Source organism: Fodinisporobacter ferrooxydans (assembly GCF_022818495.1).
GTDB classification, from domain to species: Bacteria; Bacillota; Bacilli; order Tumebacillales; family MYW30-H2; genus Fodinisporobacter; species Fodinisporobacter ferrooxydans.
Genome location: NZ_CP089291.1, coordinates 3,604,250 through 3,622,696, shown reverse-complemented (window position 1 = coordinate 3,622,696; position 18,447 = coordinate 3,604,250). Strand labels below are relative to the sequence as shown.

The window sequence follows — 18,447 nt, the reverse complement described above, 5'->3', positions numbered from 1 at the left end:
CTAATCATTTATGGTACCTCTCAAAAGGGCAGTACCATAAATGATTGGGCAAATAGCTGAAACTCTTAATTTTGTATAGAGGAAATCCTGTTAGGTCATCGATAGGATTGAATGAACTACGAACCGTCATTTAATAGGATAAGCAATCGTTGTCATCAATGCATTTTCGGATTGAGTTGTATCAAGTCGGCTATATTGTACAATGACCGGAATATTACTTTCTACCTCGATTGCATAAGAGGTACCTTTTGGGATATAGACACCATTTTTCTCGAGTGTACTTGTCCGGATATGCAGTGTTCTTTTGCCTTTGACAACTACTTGGATATTTTCGATCGGTGTGCGGTCTTCAAAATATATATTAAATTTAAGATACGCATCCTCCGCATAGCAATTGAGTACACATACGGATTCGTGGCTTTCCATACTCCCTGAGCTTTGAGGTGGAATATAAGCATCCGGAATCATCCATAACAACTCGCCTTTTTTGGGTTGTTCCATCTCGATTCCTCCAATTTTATTTAAATTCGTCTTGTCGTTAAACAAAATCTTCATCACAATCTGCAAGGCTATTTTTCTATTTTTTTACTTCTCTATTCTGAAGCGATTGCGCTACTTTTCTTGAGCCGAGATACAATGTATCATACGCCTGTTGGGAAGATTGGAAAGGTCCGGTACTATGTCCATGCCAATCAAGATTGGTATAGATCGGGTTCATACGCCCGGTTTCTCTTTCCCGTTTCTCGATGTGTGCATGCATACGCCCTTCCAGCATTGCAACAATTTCCGGTTCTTGTTCCGCCATATTATTTAATTCCTTTGGATCCTTTAGCAAATTATACAATTCTACTCTAGGTTTAAAATGAAAATCCGGTTCGAGTGCAATAATAAGTTTCCATTCTGGTGTACGCCAACCATGTTTCCGCATCCAAGTGCATTCTGTCAGATAAAATTCTGTATCTGGAATCCGCTCTTCCCTTCGAAACAACGGTTTCAAACTGCGTCCGTTAAATTCGATATCCGTATCAATTTCTAACAATTCGATAATTGTAGGCATGATATCTTGTATTTGAGAATATGTTGAATACCGTTTCCCCGCAGGAACTTTACCTGGAAAACGGAAAATAAGCGGGACTTTTAACGTACACTCGTAAAGGCCATGATGGTCATAATAACAATCATGCTCATCCAGCGTTTCACCGTGGTCCGATGTTACAATAACCAGAGTTTCCTCTGCAATTCCTAATGAAGCAATCATCGTAAATATATTCTGAATACATGCATCCATATATGTAACGGCACCGTCATATTGAGCGTTGATGTATTCTTTATCCGTGCATCCGTCCGGGAACCATGATTTAAAATAATCGGCAAATGGCTTGAATTCATAGACTTGTTTTAATGACTCATTGTCAGGATCAAATTCATTGTTGCCATAGAACATCCGTTGATATTGTTGCGGCGGCAAGTAAGGGGAATGTGGGTCCATGTGACGAATAAAAAGAAAGAATGGTTGATCAGCCTCTGCCAGTCTTTTTAGTTCCGGTATCACTACATCGTTTAATTTTTCTGCTTTGTATTCTCCCCATGCTTCATAATCCAGGTAGGTTTGAAATCCCCTGGCAGACGGATTTCCCGTAAATCCAATACATGTGGTTAAATATCCATTTTTATCTAAAATTTCTGCCAAAGTGGTAACATGATTCCCTAAAACACCTTTATGACGAAGTGCAACAATATCAGTACCAAAACAGTCCATTCCCGTTAACATAGAGGCGTATCCAGGAGTTGTCGGAATACTGGGACTAAAATGATTTTCAAATACAGCACCACCGAGAGCGAATTTATCAATATGCGGTGTTGTCAAACGGCCGTATCCATATAAGCTCATATGTTCTGACCATAAACTATCAATGCCGAGAACTAAGAGGTTTGGTTTCTTTATCAATCGTAATCATCCTTTTCGGTTGGAATTTAGCAACTTGGTTCTCATATATGGCAGATTCGTTTCAAGTGCGTATAGTTTCTATAACTCAACAATTTGATTCGTTTCCCATGACCGGATCGCTGCTTCGATAATCAATTGAGCTTTTAATGCATCTTCTGCTGATCCATCTATTTCGTCATGGCTCATACCGGCAGCTAGCTGATCAATAAAATCGGTAATTCTACTTTTAAACGTCTCATTAAATGAACGCATGCCGCCCAAGTAATGATAGGTTTCTGTCTCAATACTGTGCCGTGGATAAAATGTAAGTTGTTCACAAGCGTCGTCTAATACAAATCTCCCTTTCGATCCAACAACTTCACAACGCTCCAAGCCATAACTCAAACCTGCATCATAACTTCCAACCAAATTGCCAATCACACCATTTTCGAATTGAAGAATAATTTGCGTATTGGACCATATGGTTCGACCTTCCCCCTTCATCATGAACGCTGCTACTTTTTTCACATCTCCACAGAAGTAGCGCATCACATCAAAGGAGTGTGGGTGCAGGGCACGAAGATGAAACCATAATGAGCTTTCCACAGGGTTGTTAATCCACATCCGCATGTTGATCATATGTACCATTCCAAGTCGACCGCTTTCTACCCAATCTTTTGCACGGATAGCTGCGGGAGTAAATCGATGATTTAAATTGATCCCGTACGGCAGTTTTTTGTCTAACGCACATTCTACCATTTGGATTGCTTCTTCGATTCTATTCGAAATCGGTTTCTCACCCAAAACAGGAATGCCCGCCTCAAGCAATTCCATCGTCGGTGTAAAATGTTCGCCGCCGTTTTCCACACCCTTTGTCGCAACACTGCACGCATCCAAATGAATACCACTTTCTAACATTTCTCTAACGCTATAAAATGGACGAGCACCAAATTTCACTGCCGCAGCATCCGCCTTTTCTTTCACAATATCACAAACAGCAACGAGCTCTGTTTTGGGGTTATCTTTGTAGACAGATGCATGAATACTCCCAATGTTACCTACTCCAACGACACCTACTTTTAACGTCATAAGAACTCCTCCATCACATTCCGAATTTTCCATTATTTATTCAACTGTATTTGGAACTTCTACCACAGCACCATTTGTCATTTGGGAACGAATCGCTGCTTCGATCACTTCTTGTGCGGCAAGGGCGTCCTCTCCCGAACCTGTGATCTTGTCAGCAGGAACTCCCTCTTTTACTTGTTTGACAAATTCGTTTAGACGATTTTTAAACGTATCCAGAAAATTTATGGAGTTTCCCAAAACCGGGTTTCGAATCACAAGTTGTTCATTGCTGTTATGCGGATAAAACGTAAAATTATCATAAATATTTTCAATCACAAATCGACCTTTATCACCGGCTACTTCACAGTATTCAATCGGATGAAAATTAGACATATCATAACTTCCTGTAAGATGCCCGACAGCTCCCGATGTAAACTCCAGATTTATCGATGCAGTCGACCAAATCGAACGACCTGGAGCTTTTGTCATAAATGTTTGAACTCGTTTGATATCCCCGGCAAAATACCGAATCACATCAATCGAATGCGGATGCAGAGCTCGCAAGTGAATCCATGGGCCGGTTTCACTTGGGTTTTTAATCGTAAGCTTCATATTGGCAAATAGAATTTGACCAAGAACGCCATTTTGAATTAACTCTTTTCCTTTGTAAGCTGCAGGTACAAAGCGATGATTTAAATTACAAGCAAGCCTTGCTTTGTGTTGTCTTGCCACTGCAACCATTTCTCTTGCTTCCTCAATAGTATTGGAAAGCGGTTTCTCGACTAATACATTTTTTCCTGCCTTGATTGCAAGCATGGTCGGTTCAAAATGGTGTCCGCCATTTTCCGGACCAGCTGTTGCAATACTTACTATGTCAATCTCCTCATTTTCCAACAATTTCCTTACATCCGTATAGGCTTTTGCACCATACTGTACGGCAGCAGAAGATGCTCTTTCCGGGAGCAAATCACAAACGGCAACTATTTTTGCATCTTGATTTTGCCTATATGCTTCACAATGCCTCAGTCCAATTTTGTTTACTCCGACAACGGCAACTTTGATCATGTTGTCGTCCTCTCTTGAATCAAACCGAAACTTGTGACTGTGTTTGTTCTTCTGCCTCTTCAAACAAACGTTTTAAATACCCACGGCTTTCTGCTGCAATCGCTACCACTTGCGGAAGATCAAATGACTTAGCCCCGATGATTTCCAGGCTGACAGCACCTTTATATCCAATTTCAATTGTTTTGCGAACGATATCAGCTAGTGGTGTAGTGCCGCGACCGGCTATTTGCAAAGGCGGTGGAGCGATTTGCAATTGTTCCAACAAGGTATCCCGAATGTGCATATGAATAATGTGATCTTTTAAGGCTTCCAAAGCTGCAACCGGATCATCACCAACACGGCCAATATGCGTTGCATCAAAATTCAATCCAAGTGCCGGATGTTTTACTTCCTCCATCAGGCGCAAAGCCGTTTTCGTGTTATAAACGCTTTGCCCATAATGAATCTTTAAAGCAAACTTGATACCAACATCCCCGGCAGCTTGTGCAAGCTCGTGAATCGCTTGAATCGATTCTTGTGTTTTTTTCTCATCTTCAGAAACACCTGAACTGCCAATTGTTACAATTGGAATGCCAAGTTTGGCAGCACGCTCGAATACCCGCTTGGATCGTTCACGATTCGCTTCGACCAAAATGTCCGTTGCTGCTTCAACAGAGTAAAGTTCAAGACCTGCATCTCCAACCAAGTTCCGAATTTCTTGTATTTCAGTATCGGATGCAGTATCGGATACATGTTCCGCCATTCCTACAATAGAAGAAAGTTCTACACCTTCATAACCTGTAAATCGGATGTACTGAATGGCAGTTTTTAAATCATATCCACCAAATAATACCGTATTGACTCCCATTTTCATGGACATATTCCCCTCTTTCAAAAAGTTATAGCTGCTTGATAACTTTCATACAATTATTATAAAAAAGCAAAATTAGAATAGTAGGGGCGATCCTATTCTAAAGTAGGGGGGATTATCTTGTATCAATAACTCGTGATGTTACTTGACATGAATAGTGTTATCACATATGAAAATTAACTGTTTCCGATAGAAAAATTGGCAGAATAATCAGAAAATAAGGGAGAGAGTTGAGTGGCAAACACGACCCTGGATACAAACAAGCCGATATTTTTCCCAGGTCAACGCTACTTTCGTGAGGGTGAGAGTTTTTTCATGAATTATTTTTGGGAAAATGGTAATACACCATTTCATAAGCATGACTTTTTCGAATTAACTTACGTTAAAGAAGGTCATGGCTATCATAGGATTGGAGAATTGACATACAAGGTCACCCGCGGTGACCTGTTTATTATTAACCACTCCATTCCCCATGTTTTCATGCCGGAAACACCTCATTCCCCGCTGCTCGTAATAAACTGTGTTGTCAAACCTGAATTTATTGATGAAGATATGAGCTCTGTCCACGACTTCCAGGATCTGTTTATGTATAATCTGTTTCAATCATTTGTTCCCGGTTATAACTCATATGACGCGGATGTACATTGGCAAGTACATGAACGTTCAGAAATTGAAAGGCTATTAGCCGAAATGTACGAAGAATATACGCAGCAAAAAAAGGGATATCTCACAGTTTTGCGCGGTCATGTATTGCATCTCCTGATTGCCATCTTGCGGAAAATGGATGATAAATACAAAACACAATCGAAACAATACGATGAAAACACACGCTCCGAAATCCAGACAGTTTTGAAGAGGATTGAACGTGATTTTCAAAAAGACCTCCGCATCGAAGATCTGGCCCGCGCTGCTTTTATTAGCAAAAGTTATTTATCCAGATTATTTAAGGAAACGACCGGATTAACCATTATTGAATATATTCAAACTATTCGTATAGAAAAATCAATTGAGCTCTTACAGTCTACACATTGGACCATTGCACAAATTGCTGAATTTGTAGGATATGCTGATATCAAACACTTTACAAATCTGTTCAAAAAAATCACAGGTAAATCCCCAACCCAAGTTAGGGGGATCCACTCAAATCAAAATCCATAGGTGAACCTCTCGTTATCGCTAGTATACGTTTCATGAACCTAGGGTAGCCGCAGAAGGCTACCCAACTTGCGTTATGTGATTTACAAAGCAACTTTCCGCTACAGTTTTCGCCCGTTCAGCAGTTGATCCCGCAACCACTCATTATCTATAAGTGTGTCCCCCTCGGCAAGTAAGGTTGTATACAGTTCCTTTCGCAAAGCAGATATAATATCTTGATATTTTGGGATATGAATCGCATTCACCAGTTCATACGGATCATTCGTTAAATCATATAATTCATCCGTATCTGTAGCATTCCAAATATATTTCCATTCTTTATTTCTGATCATCCGTTGTGAATATAATCCAAACTGCTGTCCGTTATATGTTGATATGATCGAAGTTCTCCAGGAATCAGGAACTTTCCCTTGCAAAATAGGGTACAGTGAACGTCCTGTGCAGGTGTCCATCATTTCAGATTGGATTATCTCAAGAATAGTCGGATAGAGATCGAGGACATTATAGACGAATGACTCGCTGTTTTGTCCGGGGCTAATTTTCAAAGGCCATTTCACAATGAAGGGAACTCTAATTATTTCATCATAAAGCACATAATGTTTATCCATCATCCTGTGAGCTCCACACATATCCCCATGGTCGGACGTATAGATTACGATGGTATTTTCCTCTATGCCAAATGTTTTTAAGGCGGCAAGAACAAGTCCAACCGCATCATCAATTTGACTTATTATCCCGTAATAACGAGCCACGATCGGTGACCATTGTTCCCATGTATACTGATCGATCCGCCAATTAACCAATTGTTGTTTTTGGATATATGGTTTATTTTGGAAAGTTTCTGCAAAATTGGGCCATTGAGGGATTTCTTCCGGACTATACATTGTGGAAAACTTTCCACTTGGCCGACATGGCAAATGGGGCTCGGGAAAGTCAACCCGTACATGCCAAGGTTGTCCTGAGGCAACATACTTAGAAATCATTGTGTTTGCCTGTTTCGCCAGCCAATGAGTTCGGGAGTCTTCCACAGGAACCAAATTTGTCTCTCCAAACCAACCATTTTTATACGTTACATCAGGGTACTTTTGATTCCTGAGTTTCTCATAAGCGGAAATGGGAACATAGTCTTCGTAGCCATATTTTCTTGGATCATGCTTAGGGTTTACATGCCATTTGCCAATATAACCTGTTATGTATCCGGCTCGTTTTAACTCATGAACCCAGGTATCTTCTGAAGGTTCAAGTGACGGGATTTTTGAACCCAGATCATAATTCCATAATGTCCCTAATGCTTCAGGCCGCTTACCGCTCAATAAAGCTTGCCGTGCAGGACTACAAAGCGGAATTGCGGTAAATGCATTCGAAAAAGATATGCCTTCCGTTGCAAGTTGATCAATATAGGGGGTTTGTACTGGAAAAAGGTTTCTATATCCTAAGCAATCATATCGTTGCTGATCAACCATTATAAAAAGGATGTTAGGTAATGTATTCAAACTTTTCCTCCTCTCCTACTTCGCTGGTTTTTGAAATCTGGCATTATGCAGACGATCAAAAATCAATCTTGCCAAGGGGGAATCCTGCACCCGTGGGGGGCATTATCCAAAAATTTTTTCAATTGTTAAACAACTAAAATCATTTCAAACATGTAACTACTTTACCTTCAACTCCCTCACAGGGTTGATCAATGTTTCAAAACCATCGATCCGGCACTCGACCACGTCACCGTTTCGAATCACGACAGCTCCTGGTGTTCCTGTGGAAATGATATCTCCAGGCAACAGTTTCATAACTTTCGAATGAAACGACACCAGAAACCAAGGACGGAATGTCATGTTCGAAATGCTATTTTTCCGATGAACTTGACCGTTTATAACGGTTGCGACATGTAAATTATGAATATCATGTACTTCATCCGGTGTTACCAGTTGCGGTCCAAAACTGAAAAATGTATCAAAACTCTTGGAACGGGTAAGATAGCGCGGATTTTTAGCCAAAATATCTTCTGTTGTCATATCGATAATTGTCGTAAAACCGGCAATCACACTTTGCGCATCCGCCTCGGATACATCCTTGCATTCTTTTCCTATAATAATTCCCAATTCTGATTCTGCAGTTGTGCGATCGGATTGAAGTGGGATTTCAATCGTGTCGTAAGGCCCGATAATGGTAGTATCCGGTTTCATAAAACTTGCCGGTTCAGAATTCGGCGCTTTTTCATGCAGGTCTGCAGCATGCTCGACATAATTCAGGCCAATTCCCCAGATTTTGCGGGGATGACGGTATAGGGGACCATATTTTACTTGATTTGCAGGAATTTCGCAATTCGCAAATGTTTCAAGCTCCTCCTGACCACCGTTTTGATACCATGTTTTCATTTCTTCAAGCTGGCCAGTCCAAATGATATCGAATAAATCGGCAGACCAATTTTTGTTTAAATTTTGATTCAATGTTTCTACCAACACTACACCATGCTTTGAAACAACAACTGCCACCTCAGCACCATTTCTTTTTATTGTTGCAAGACGCATGACCGAACATCTCCTTTAAATATGTTTCAAAATTTCCGCTCCCATCGCCTTCTACATCGGTTATAGCTTATTCACCTTTTCCAAAAACTTTCATATAAATGTAATAAGTAAACCCGTTTTAGGGAGAGAGGGGTGAATATAATGTTAACTGGATATATGTTATACTCCATGTGGGCAGTGCTAGGTTTGATTGCCCTTGATATACTCACAGGTTTATATCGAGCAATGATCTCAAATTCATTTTCCTTTGCAAAGCTTGCAAGTTTTCTGGGAACGGGCATCCTCAATTATGTATTGCCGCTGCTGGTATTGGCGAAAGTGCAACAACTGGATCCAACAAGCTGGGTCGTCGCCCTGATGTATTATTTAGGCGCTTTAGGTGTTGTAGCAAAATATTTGACAGATATCTCCTCCAAACTAAAGAAGTAAATTCAAGAACCCATCTCATTCCGAGATGGGTTTCGTTTAAAATGCCCAATTTCCGTTGCGGAAAATTGCTTCCTTTGTACCGTTCTGCAGGATGCCGTCAATATCCATATCTCTTGATCCGATCATAAAATCGACGTGAACAAGACTCGAGTTGAGCCCTTCTGTTTGAAGTTCTTCTTTGCTCATCGCTTTTCCGCCGACCAAATTAAACGCATAGCCGTTTCCGATCGCCAAATGATTGGATGCGTTCTCGTCAAAGAGCGTATGAAAGAAAATGAGATTCATGTCCGAAATTGGCGAGCGATGCGGCACAAGTGCGACTTCCCCAAGATAATGGGATCCTTCGTCTGTTTCCACGAGTTGCTTTAATGTGTCATATCCTTCTTCTGCTGTAAAGTCTATAATTCGGCCTTCATGAAACGTAAGGGAGAAGTTTCTAATGAGTGTTCCACTGTAGCTCAGCGGCTTTGTGCTTGTTACGACTCCGTTTACGCCCGTTTTTAAGGGTGCCGTAAATACTTCTTCTGTCGGTATGTTTGCGATGAATACAGTTCCTTTTGCATTTTCACTTCCCGCACTTACCCAAAGATGTTTTTCCGGAAGCTCAATTGTTAAATCCGTCCCCTTTGCACGATAATGCATGGCTTTGTACTTCTTTTTATTTAGCATATCCGCTTTGCTGCCGAGTGTTTGTATGTGCGTCTTCCAGGCAGCAACCGGATCGTCTTTGTCCACTCGCGTTGCCGTAAAAATCGCGTCCCAAAGTGCATCCACTTGCTTCTCTGCCGGAAGTTCCGGAAACACTTTGCTTGCCCAAGCAGGAGACGGGACAGCTATGATCGACCAGCTGACTTTGTCTGCCATAAGATAACTTCGAAAGGGTTGCATCGCGGATCTTGCCGTTTTGTTTGCATTGGCAATCCGTACAGGATCAATGCCTTTTAACAAATCAGGGTCAGATGCCACAACGGTAAGAAACGCTGCATTGTTTTCCGCCATCTCTTCCCAGCCTTTTGCTCTCCACAGGGGATATTCCAAAAAGGCATCATCCGGAGCCATTTCAAATTTCATACGAGTCAGTGCATCATCCGCCCAATCCACATGTACATGTTTTGCACCTGCTTCATATGCCCGTTTTGCAATGTTTCGAACGAAATCTGCAGCCAATACAGGAGCGGATATGACCAAAGTTTGGCCAGGTTGCATGTTTATGCCAATTTCCACGGCAAGTGATGCGTATTTTTCCAGCTTTTGTTCAAAATTCTGCATCTTTTCTCCCTCTTTCTCAACGTCAGCGTCGACCATTAAAATCGCCCTTATGGAAAATATATCTACCTTATACTGTATCATACATCCGTTTTTTAGTATTGGGTTTCCCTTTCATTTGTTTTCTTTATTTTTGCAACGCCGGTGAAGCGGTTTCGATTTCCAATTTGCGGTTAGAAAAAATAATGATGGAATTTACTAGAAGAAGCGTCATTGTAACATAGAAAACAGATTTGATACCCCAGAACGCCGCAACATTGCTTCCAATTAACGGACCAAAAAAGTTGCCCAAAAATAGGGAGGAACTGTTAAACCCATATGCTGTCCCTTGAATTTCTTTAGGAGCCAACTTCTTGACAAAAACATTTAGAGAAGGAACCAACCCTCCAACAAAAAGCCCGAGAAGAAAACGACCAACCAATAGCATGGTAATTTGTCCTGCTAATGCTTGCGGAATGAAAGCTATAGCAGCCATCAATAAAGCAAACGCTAAAATTTTCCTTTGACCAAGCGTATCCCCGAGTCTTCCAAGCGTCGGCGCACCAATCAAATTGCCGATCCCGGTGATTGATATCACTAACCCGGCAATCAATTCAAGGTGAATTCCGTGATATAACGATTTGGCATAAACGGTTGCCAAAGGTTCAATGGTCATCATGCCCATATTGGTGATAAAGGAAGCAAAAAACACAGGAATTAACGGCTTTAACAACTTCCAATTTGTTTTCGAATCCTTTGCAATACGTTTTTTTATGGCCTGTTTGTCTTCATGTACAAAGAATAAAATGATGAGTCCTGCGATCGTAATCATCATGCCGGTCAAGAAGAATATGTGATTGTATCCTATTTTTTCTGCTAATAATCCACCAATTAAAGGACCTAATAAATTTCCTGCAATTAATCCTGTTTGTAAAGTTCCTAAAGCTTTACCGGAATGTTCATTTGGTGTAATCGATGCTTGCAGGGAAGTTGCCATGGAAATAAAACCCGAAAATGCGCCGCCAATGAGTCGCAAGATCAACAATTGCCATGGATGTGTAACAATTCCCATTAAGGCCGTAATGATTCCCATACCAAAACCGGCACGCAACAGCATAACTTTTCTTCCATGTTTATCGGCAATCGCTCCCCACAATGGTTGGAAAATCACGGAGGTTGCAAATTGAGCGGCAAAAATCCATCCCGTCCATTTTTCTAGCGATTGAGTATTATGAACACCCAATTGTTCGATATATAAAGGAAGGAATGGCAAGATCAAGCTCATACCGCAAACCACGAAAAAATTGGAAAACCATAAAATCCACAAGGTTCTTTTCCAGTTCATCAAGTTTGGTCCCCCTTCTTTCTTGGGATATGACGAACGAATTTTTCCATCAATCCTATGAACGTTTCTTTCTCCTCATTTGAAAAACTTTCAAAAGGTTCGGCCAATGATTTGATATATAAAGATTTCATCCGTTTGATCAAAGCCAAACCTTTATCGTGAAGATAGACCTTTTTAATGCGGGCGTCTTCTTTTCCGCACTCCCGGTAAACCAGTCCGTTTTTCTCAAGACGATCAATCATTTGACTCATCGTGCTGGACCGGACATCTACATAGTTTGCCAATTCGCCAATGGTGCAACCACAATTTTTGTCTATATATCGCAACAACAACCACTGTACACGCGTGATCGGCCGTTCATTCGGATCAAACACATTGCTTCGCAGATACCGATTTATAACTTGCAGATCCGTTAAAAATAATTGAAGTAATTCTTGATCCTCCATTTCCATCAACCTCCTTTTAAATTATATAGCTATCCTAAATATTTTTGTAGAGCCATCGGTAAAGTTTCGAAAAAACCATTTGGCCGCAGAACCAACGAAAAAACGACAAAAACGACAAAAAAATCTAAGCATCCAACAGCTCATCCCTTTTAAGTGAAGGTTTTAGCTCTGTTCATGATGCTTAGATTACAAGTATAACCATCCAGATTGTATAATCTTGCAGATTGTTAGATTGAAAAGATTGTTGAATTTTACACTCCCGTAAATTCTGCAGGACATGTTTCCGTTTGATCATTTATTCCCCGCGAAAGTTCGGTTTCCGTTTTTCTTGAAATGCCAGCAATGCTTCGATACGATCGCGTGTGGGGATGAGTACTTCATACGCCTGCGACTCGATCTGAAGACCTGTATTTATATCCACACCCAGGCCCCTGTCGATGGCGCACTTGGCCTGTGTAACAGCGATTGGGCCATTCTCCGCAATTGCGGTCGCCAGTTGCTCGGCCGCTTGCAGGGAGGTTGCCTGATCGTCATGAATTCCTAATAAAATTCCAAGTGCCAGCGCCTCCTCTGCATCAATCCGTGCAGCGGTAAAAATCAGGCGTTTCGCTTGCATCGGTCCAACCAAACGGGGCAAGCGCTGTGTCCCGCCCGCACCGGGAATAATGGCCAAACTCGTTTCCGTAAGTCCCATCTTTGTGCCTTTTGCAGCAAAACGAAAATCACAGGATAAAGCAAGTTCAAATCCTCCACCAAAGGCAAATCCATGCATGACAGCGATTGTGGGCATCGGCAAACGCTCAATCGCAGCAAATGTCGATCCGATTTTCGCAACATTTCTGCGTACTTGCTCTGCAGTTAGATTTCTTCGTTCTTTCAAGTCAGCGCCCGCACAGAATCCGTCACCGTTCCCCGAAACTATCACGGCCCGGATATCCCGTCTGAACATAAGACTTTCCACAGTTTCCGCCATCTCGTGCAATGTTTGGTAATCAAGCGCATTCTTTCGTTCCGGCCGATTGAGTTCAATATAAGCAATCCCGTTTTTTTCTGAATATCGAACGGTACGTTCGATCACATCTGACATAATTTCTCCTCCAATTCTTCAGACAAAAGTGTATCAACAACTACATGTACCCTAATTGTATTTAAATTCTGCAACGCTTTCAATAATCGCCGCAACACCCTGACCTACTCGCAAACACAAAGTTGCGAGTCAGTAGCGTCCACTCGTACGTTCATACACTCACCCCACAGCAAATCAGCAATAGTATCTCAAGTCAATTCTTTGTCCAAAATTCTCGTTTCATCAGCAGCTTCGAGTAAAAAATCACGCCAGCGATCCGGCACACGCATCGGTCTTCTTGTTTCTGAATCAATCATACAAACAGTCATTTCACCGGAAATGCAAAGTTCTTCATCCCGATAGATTTTAAAATCCCAAATCATTGATGAATTCCCAATATTTACGCATGTGCTGCGGATTTCAATGAGATCGTCATAATACAGAGACTTATGATAGGTGCATGTTATGTGTACTCGAGGAAATTCTTGCCCTCCCCTGTTGGAGTCTCCCACTTTTATCCCTAGCTGCCGCATCGCCTCGCGTTCTCCCAGCTCGAAATACCGCATGGCGGAGGCGAAATGGATGATTCCGGCAGCGTCTGTCTCACAAAATGCAACCCGCTCTCTCGTCACGAATGTTTTCATGTTTATGAATCCTTTCCTTTACAAGTTTCCAAATAATAATTCTTATCCGTCGTTGAAGAAACCGTTTCAACAAATGCGTACACGCATATCAAGAATCGTACTCGTAGAAACCCTTTCCGGATTTTCTGCCCAATCGTCCGGCCGCCACATACTTTTCCAGGATGGGAGCGGGCCGATACGTTTCCCCCAACTTCTCGTGCAAATATTGCATATTGCGAAGCCTCGCATCCAGCCCAACCAAGTCGGCCAGTTCCAGGGGCCCCATCGGATGGTTAAGCCCTAATTTGACCGCTTTATCAATGTCGCTGGCGGACGCTACCCCTTCCTGCAGCATGCGCATGGCTTCATTTCCGACCAGGCAATTGATGCGGCTGGTAATAAAGCCAGGAAATTCGTTTACTTCAACCGTCACTTTCCCCATTTGTTCGGCAACGCTTCGTGTAATCGCATACGTTGCATCCGTAGTATCGAGACCGCGTATAATCTCGACAAGCTTCATTTTTGGAACGGGATTAAAAAAATGCATCGCGATGGTTTGCCCCGATCGTTTCGTTGCCGCTCCCACCTCGGTAGGGCTCATGGTGGAAGTATTGGTAGCCAATATGGTATGACCCGGACAAATCGAATCCAACGCTTTAAACAGTTGCAGTTTTAAATCTAAAATTTCCGGAATCGCTTCGATCACAAAATCGGCCTGACGGGCCGCCTCTTCCAGTTCTGTAGTCGTCTTGATGCGATGCAATGCCTGCTCTTTATCAGAGGGTGTTAATTTTCCCCTGGCAATCCCTGTATCCATATCGGCCTTGAGCGTTTCCAACGCGTGTGCCAACTGACTTTCCTGCTTGTCATGCAAGCGAACTTCGAAACCTGCTGCCGCTGCCGCATATGCGATTCCGCGTCCCATGACTCCTGAACCAATGACAGTTATTACATGGATATCCATAATCACACACCTTTCCACGCCATTTTTTATTAGAGGATGTTCAAAACGCAGTCAAAATTCCACGGCATATTGCTTTTAGTCAATGCGGATTGCTTTTCAGCCAATCCTGCTCTGTTTTGCAAATCAGACACCAATGTATCAGTATGAAATTGTGGTCACTTGCAAATTTCTTGCAGATATGATTACTGTATCAGACTTCACGTGATAGATTCCCTCCGGTGTCAAACGGAGACCAGGCAAACAATCACATGTCAGAAACAAAAGCGTATACAAAATATCATGAAAGGGGTATCCACGTTGTCGCAGCGTGTCAAGCAATGCGTCGTGAAACTGCAGAGCTGTGGCAAAGGACGAATCGGTTGTCATCATCCCTGTGAACGGAAGCGGGATTTCTAAAACGGATGCTTCTCCATCGATCACTGCGATTCCGCCACCCATCTCATACACTCGGACTGCTGCCTTGGCCATGGCTTTCGGATTGCGGCCAATCACAAGCAGATGAGTTGTCGTGTTGTACGTTGACGCCATGCCGTCTAAACGGTTCGCGAAATGTTTCAAAATGGCATGAGAAACCCATTTCCCGTCCCGATCGATTAAAGCTGCATAAACCAAATCCGGATATTCGGAAATATCCGCGTAACCGTTGTGACAAGGAAGTTCCAGATTGGTTTGTTTAGTGATAACGGCCATCAGAAAGTCTATGACAGGTATGCTTGAATTTTCGTCTCTTAGTGGATACGGATACAAATTCGCATCTGCAACTACTTGTTTCGAGACTGTAAATGGCTGTTTGACAATATGCTGCAACCAGTCGATTTTCGGCAATGGCTGCGTGAAATTCCCGCTTTCCGCAACCACTTGTCCGCCCGCGATGACAGTTTCCGGGCGAAAGGATACGAGATCCGGCAGCACGAGCACATCTGCCCGACGTGCCGGTGCAATGCCGCCGATGTGCTGCTCCAGTCCGAGATATGTCGCAGCATTGATTGTCACCATTTGCAGCGCCTGAATGGGGGGAAGACCCAATTCCACAGCTTGACGCAGCAAGCCGTCAACAAATCCATATTCTTCAATAAAACCAGGGTTTGGCCCGTCTGTTGTCATCAGGATCCGGTTTGTACTGATCGTTCCTTCCGTGATGCTTTTTATAATTTCCGGCAAATCGGGACGCAAGGAGCTGTTGCGCAATGTCGTCCAAAGCCCGAGTCTGACCCGATCCAGCACCTCCCCGGCAGTGATCGCCTCGTGACATGCACTGATGCCTGCAGCAACAATCGAATTTAAACGATCATACGAACATCCGGATGTATGCCCATCCGACACTTTTCCTAATGATTTGGCGTATTCGACCGTCTCTATGACAAATGGATCCCCCTGATACAAGAGCGGCCAACGGGTGACTTCCGCAGTACCGATGACATCATCCAATTCCAGTAAGGAACGAATATCTGTTTCATGAAACCAGTCTCTTTCACCTGGATACCTGGCTTGCGACACCAGTCGAACCAACCATAGATGATTTCCCGGCAAACCTTTCAGGTCTGTCAACATATTTGCAAATCCTTTTGCGCCCATATGCAAATAAAAGAACAAATTGTCGTGGATCACCGTCGTAGTGCCTAAAGGCAATACTTTTTCCGTCAAACTCACGGGATTATAAAAAACCCAAGGATGCGCATGCGGTTCAATATAGCCGGGTACAACATACTTGTTGGAACAATCGATAATTTTTGTGTAACGGCCAATGGATCTCTCGCTCGCGCCGACATATGCGATTCGATCTTTGTAAATAGCGACATGGCATGGCAGAATTTCTCCGGAATACACATTCACCACAAGGCCATTACGAAGAAACATGTCAGCAAACTGTTTTCCTTGCGCTACTTGGATGAGTTCGTATCGGTTCGCTTCGTACTTCATCTGGCTCCCTCCAGTCCTTTTCTGGCAATCTACATGATGGACCAATATATGGTAAATATCGGATTGCAATTCACTCTCTGCTTTCATTTTCTGTTTCTATTTCTACTTTTGTTTTTGTTTCAACTTATGCTTGCACGAAGTTTCGCAATTTAAAGCGCTGAATTTTGCCGCTCGCTGTTTTTGGCAACGAACTCACAAAAACGAAACGCTTCGGACATTTATAGGCATCGAGTTGTTGTTTTAAAAATGCTCGAAGCTCTGATTCATCCGGTTTTGAAGCGGTTTCATTCAGTACAAGATAAGCGACCGGTTTGGTGAGACCATCTCCATCCTCTTCTCCAATAACAGCTGCTTCCAAAATCGCCTCATGGTGCAAAAGCGCATTCTCTACTTCGATTGGCGACACCCAAATCCCGCCAGATTTCAACATATCGTCCGATCTTCCGCAATACCAGTAAAACCCATCCGTGTCTTGGTAGTATTTATCTCCTGTATTGTACCACTCACCCACAAATTTCTTTTTGCTGGTTTCATGTATATTCCAATATCCCCGTGCCAAACTATCCCCCTTGAGCAATAAATCTCCCGGAACATTCGGCGGTACGGGGTTTCCCGCTTCATCTACGATTTTAATTTCGTAACCGTCTACTGCGAGACCCGTACTGCCCGGGCGAATGTTTCCAAAACGATTGGAAATGTAGATATGTGTAGCTTCTGTTGATCCGATTCCGTCCAATATATCGACATGAAACATATTCTTAAATTTCTTGTAGAACAGTTCAGGAAGCGCTTCTCCAGCCGAAACGCAGACTCGCAAGGAAGACAAATCAAAGGTTCGTTCGGAATTCTCCGCAAATCGAAGCATCGCTGCGTACAAAGTAGGGACCCCAAAGAATACGGTCGGGCGATATGTTTCGATATGCTCGAAAATTTTCTCCGGAGAGGGGATTTCTCTCATCAGTACGGTGGACCCGCCGATGCCAAACGAGAAATAAAGTCCGCCTCCCAGTCCGTACGCGAAATACAACTTTGATGCCGAGAACGTAATGTCCGTTTCGCTAATATTCAGGATTCCTTTTGCATAACAATTCAGTGCAACTTCCATATCGCGTTGAAGATGAACCACACCTTTGGGGAGTCCCGTACTGCCGGATGTATACAGCCAAAATCCGGCATCATCCGATTCTGTCCGGGCAAATTCAAGTTCTGTGCTCTCTTTGCTGATGAGTTTCTGAAAATCATGGCAATCCGGGTATTCTCCAGCATTGTCTACCACAATGACATGCTTCAAAAATAGAAAACGCTTTCGTAAATGGGATAGGGTTTCCCACACATGTTTCTCGACAATCAGAGCTTTGGAGCGGCTGTTATTCAAAAAATATTCGTATTCATACGGCTGGAGCCTGGGATTGACGGGAATGGGTATCACTCCAATTTTGATCGCTCCAAAGAAGGATATTGCAAAATTCGGTGTATCATCCAATACAAGTAATATCCGATTCTCCAATTCGATGTCTAACGATTGTAGGGCGTTGCCAAATTGATTCATAAGATCTGTGATTCTTTGGTACGTATACGTCTCATCCTTATAATAAATGGCCGTTTTGTTTCCCAAGCCATTTGCTATATTCCGTTCAATAAATGTATGCGCAGCATTGTACCGATCCTTGATCCCTAAACACTCCAATGCTCTCTCCCCTTTTGGCCATCCCCATGGATCGACCCTGTGTGGTTGGCAGGAAATTCTTCATTTGCAAAGATGCAATATCGAGAACGTTTCGATATTGCATCTTGATACAACCTCTGGTGCTCTGAA

General features: G+C 42.7%; 17 protein-coding genes. 2 read left to right on the top strand and 15 right to left on the bottom strand.

Annotated elements, in window-relative coordinates; all coding sequences use genetic code 11:
* Positions 1–126 precede the first annotated feature (126 nt).
* From LSG31_RS17395 to LSG31_RS17375, 5 genes are all read right to left on the bottom strand, one after another.
* Entirely contained in the window at positions 127–501 is a 375-nt protein-coding gene (locus tag LSG31_RS17395) for a sensory rhodopsin transducer (RefSeq protein WP_347436314.1), read from the bottom strand.
* A gap of 76 nt (positions 502–577) precedes the next feature.
* Positions 578–1,948: a sulfatase family protein gene (locus tag LSG31_RS17390; RefSeq protein ID WP_347436313.1), complete on the bottom strand. Its 1,371-nt coding sequence runs from the start codon at positions 1,946–1,948 to the stop codon at positions 578–580.
* Between the two features lie 78 nt (positions 1,949–2,026).
* Positions 2,027–3,016, bottom strand: coding sequence for a Gfo/Idh/MocA family protein (locus LSG31_RS17385; RefSeq protein ID WP_347436312.1), 990 nt, complete (start codon positions 3,014–3,016; stop codon positions 2,027–2,029).
* A gap of 36 nt (positions 3,017–3,052) precedes the next feature.
* Positions 3,053–4,060 (bottom strand): Gfo/Idh/MocA family protein, encoded by a 1,008-nt coding sequence (locus tag LSG31_RS17380; RefSeq protein ID WP_347436311.1) that lies wholly within the window; start codon positions 4,058–4,060, stop codon positions 3,053–3,055.
* 19 nt (positions 4,061–4,079) lie between these two features.
* Complete coding sequence (locus tag LSG31_RS17375; protein WP_347436310.1) at positions 4,080–4,913, bottom strand: sugar phosphate isomerase/epimerase family protein; 834 nt, start codon at positions 4,911–4,913, stop codon at positions 4,080–4,082.
* Positions 4,914–5,144: 231 nt separating this feature from the next.
* On the opposite strand from LSG31_RS17375, the gene LSG31_RS17370 reads away from it, so the two are divergent.
* Positions 5,145–6,068: an AraC family transcriptional regulator gene (locus tag LSG31_RS17370; RefSeq protein WP_347436309.1), complete on the top strand. Its 924-nt coding sequence runs from the start codon at positions 5,145–5,147 to the stop codon at positions 6,066–6,068.
* A gap of 98 nt (positions 6,069–6,166) precedes the next feature.
* Here the strand turns inward: LSG31_RS17370 and LSG31_RS17365 are convergent, their stop codons facing one another.
* Positions 6,167–7,558: a sulfatase family protein gene (locus tag LSG31_RS17365; RefSeq protein WP_347436308.1), complete on the bottom strand. Its 1,392-nt coding sequence runs from the start codon at positions 7,556–7,558 to the stop codon at positions 6,167–6,169.
* Positions 7,559–7,714: 156 nt separating this feature from the next.
* Positions 7,715–8,593 carry a fumarylacetoacetate hydrolase family protein gene (locus LSG31_RS17360; protein WP_347436307.1) on the bottom strand — a complete coding sequence of 293 codons (879 nt, stop codon included), beginning with the start codon at positions 8,591–8,593 and terminating at the stop codon, positions 7,715–7,717.
* A 141-nt stretch (positions 8,594–8,734) separates the two neighbouring features.
* Between LSG31_RS17360 and LSG31_RS17355 the strand changes: the two genes are divergently transcribed.
* The gene (locus tag LSG31_RS17355; protein ID WP_347436306.1) at positions 8,735–9,022 is read left to right on the top strand and encodes a hypothetical protein; all 288 of its coding nucleotides are present in this window, start codon (positions 8,735–8,737) and stop codon (positions 9,020–9,022) included.
* A 36-nt stretch (positions 9,023–9,058) separates the two neighbouring features.
* Here LSG31_RS17355 and LSG31_RS17350 read toward each other — a convergent pair whose 3' ends face one another.
* The 8 genes from LSG31_RS17350 to LSG31_RS17315 all read right to left on the bottom strand — a co-directional run bounded on the left by LSG31_RS17350 (position 9,059) and on the right by LSG31_RS17315 (position 18,318).
* The gene (locus LSG31_RS17350) at positions 9,059–10,291 is read right to left on the bottom strand and encodes an aminopeptidase (RefSeq protein ID WP_347436305.1); all 1,233 of its coding nucleotides are present in this window, start codon (positions 10,289–10,291) and stop codon (positions 9,059–9,061) included.
* Between the two features lie 124 nt (positions 10,292–10,415).
* A complete protein-coding gene (locus tag LSG31_RS17345; protein WP_347436304.1) occupies positions 10,416–11,612 on the bottom strand; it encodes an MFS transporter in 1,197 nt (398 codons plus the stop codon).
* Entirely contained in the window at positions 11,612–12,058 is a 447-nt protein-coding gene (locus tag LSG31_RS17340; RefSeq protein ID WP_347436303.1) for a MarR family winged helix-turn-helix transcriptional regulator, read from the bottom strand. Before LSG31_RS17340 ends, LSG31_RS17345 begins: the two co-directional genes overlap by 1 nt.
* Positions 12,059–12,353: 295 nt before the next feature.
* Positions 12,354–13,145 (bottom strand): enoyl-CoA hydratase-related protein, encoded by a 792-nt coding sequence (locus LSG31_RS17335; protein ID WP_347436302.1) that lies wholly within the window; start codon positions 13,143–13,145, stop codon positions 12,354–12,356.
* Positions 13,146–13,333: 188 nt separating this feature from the next.
* A complete protein-coding gene (locus LSG31_RS17330; RefSeq protein ID WP_347436301.1) occupies positions 13,334–13,768 on the bottom strand; it encodes an acyl-CoA thioesterase in 435 nt (144 codons plus the stop codon).
* Positions 13,769–13,856: 88 nt separating this feature from the next.
* Positions 13,857–14,711 carry a 3-hydroxyacyl-CoA dehydrogenase gene (locus LSG31_RS17325; RefSeq protein WP_347436300.1) on the bottom strand — a complete coding sequence of 285 codons (855 nt, stop codon included), beginning with the start codon at positions 14,709–14,711 and terminating at the stop codon, positions 13,857–13,859.
* A 138-nt stretch (positions 14,712–14,849) separates the two neighbouring features.
* Positions 14,850–16,631 carry an adenine deaminase C-terminal domain-containing protein gene (locus LSG31_RS17320; protein WP_347436299.1) on the bottom strand — a complete coding sequence of 594 codons (1,782 nt, stop codon included), beginning with the start codon at positions 16,629–16,631 and terminating at the stop codon, positions 14,850–14,852.
* Between the two features lie 124 nt (positions 16,632–16,755).
* Complete coding sequence (locus LSG31_RS17315; protein ID WP_347436298.1) at positions 16,756–18,318, bottom strand: benzoate-CoA ligase family protein; 1,563 nt, start codon at positions 18,316–18,318, stop codon at positions 16,756–16,758.
* Positions 18,319–18,447: the final 129 nt, after the last annotated feature.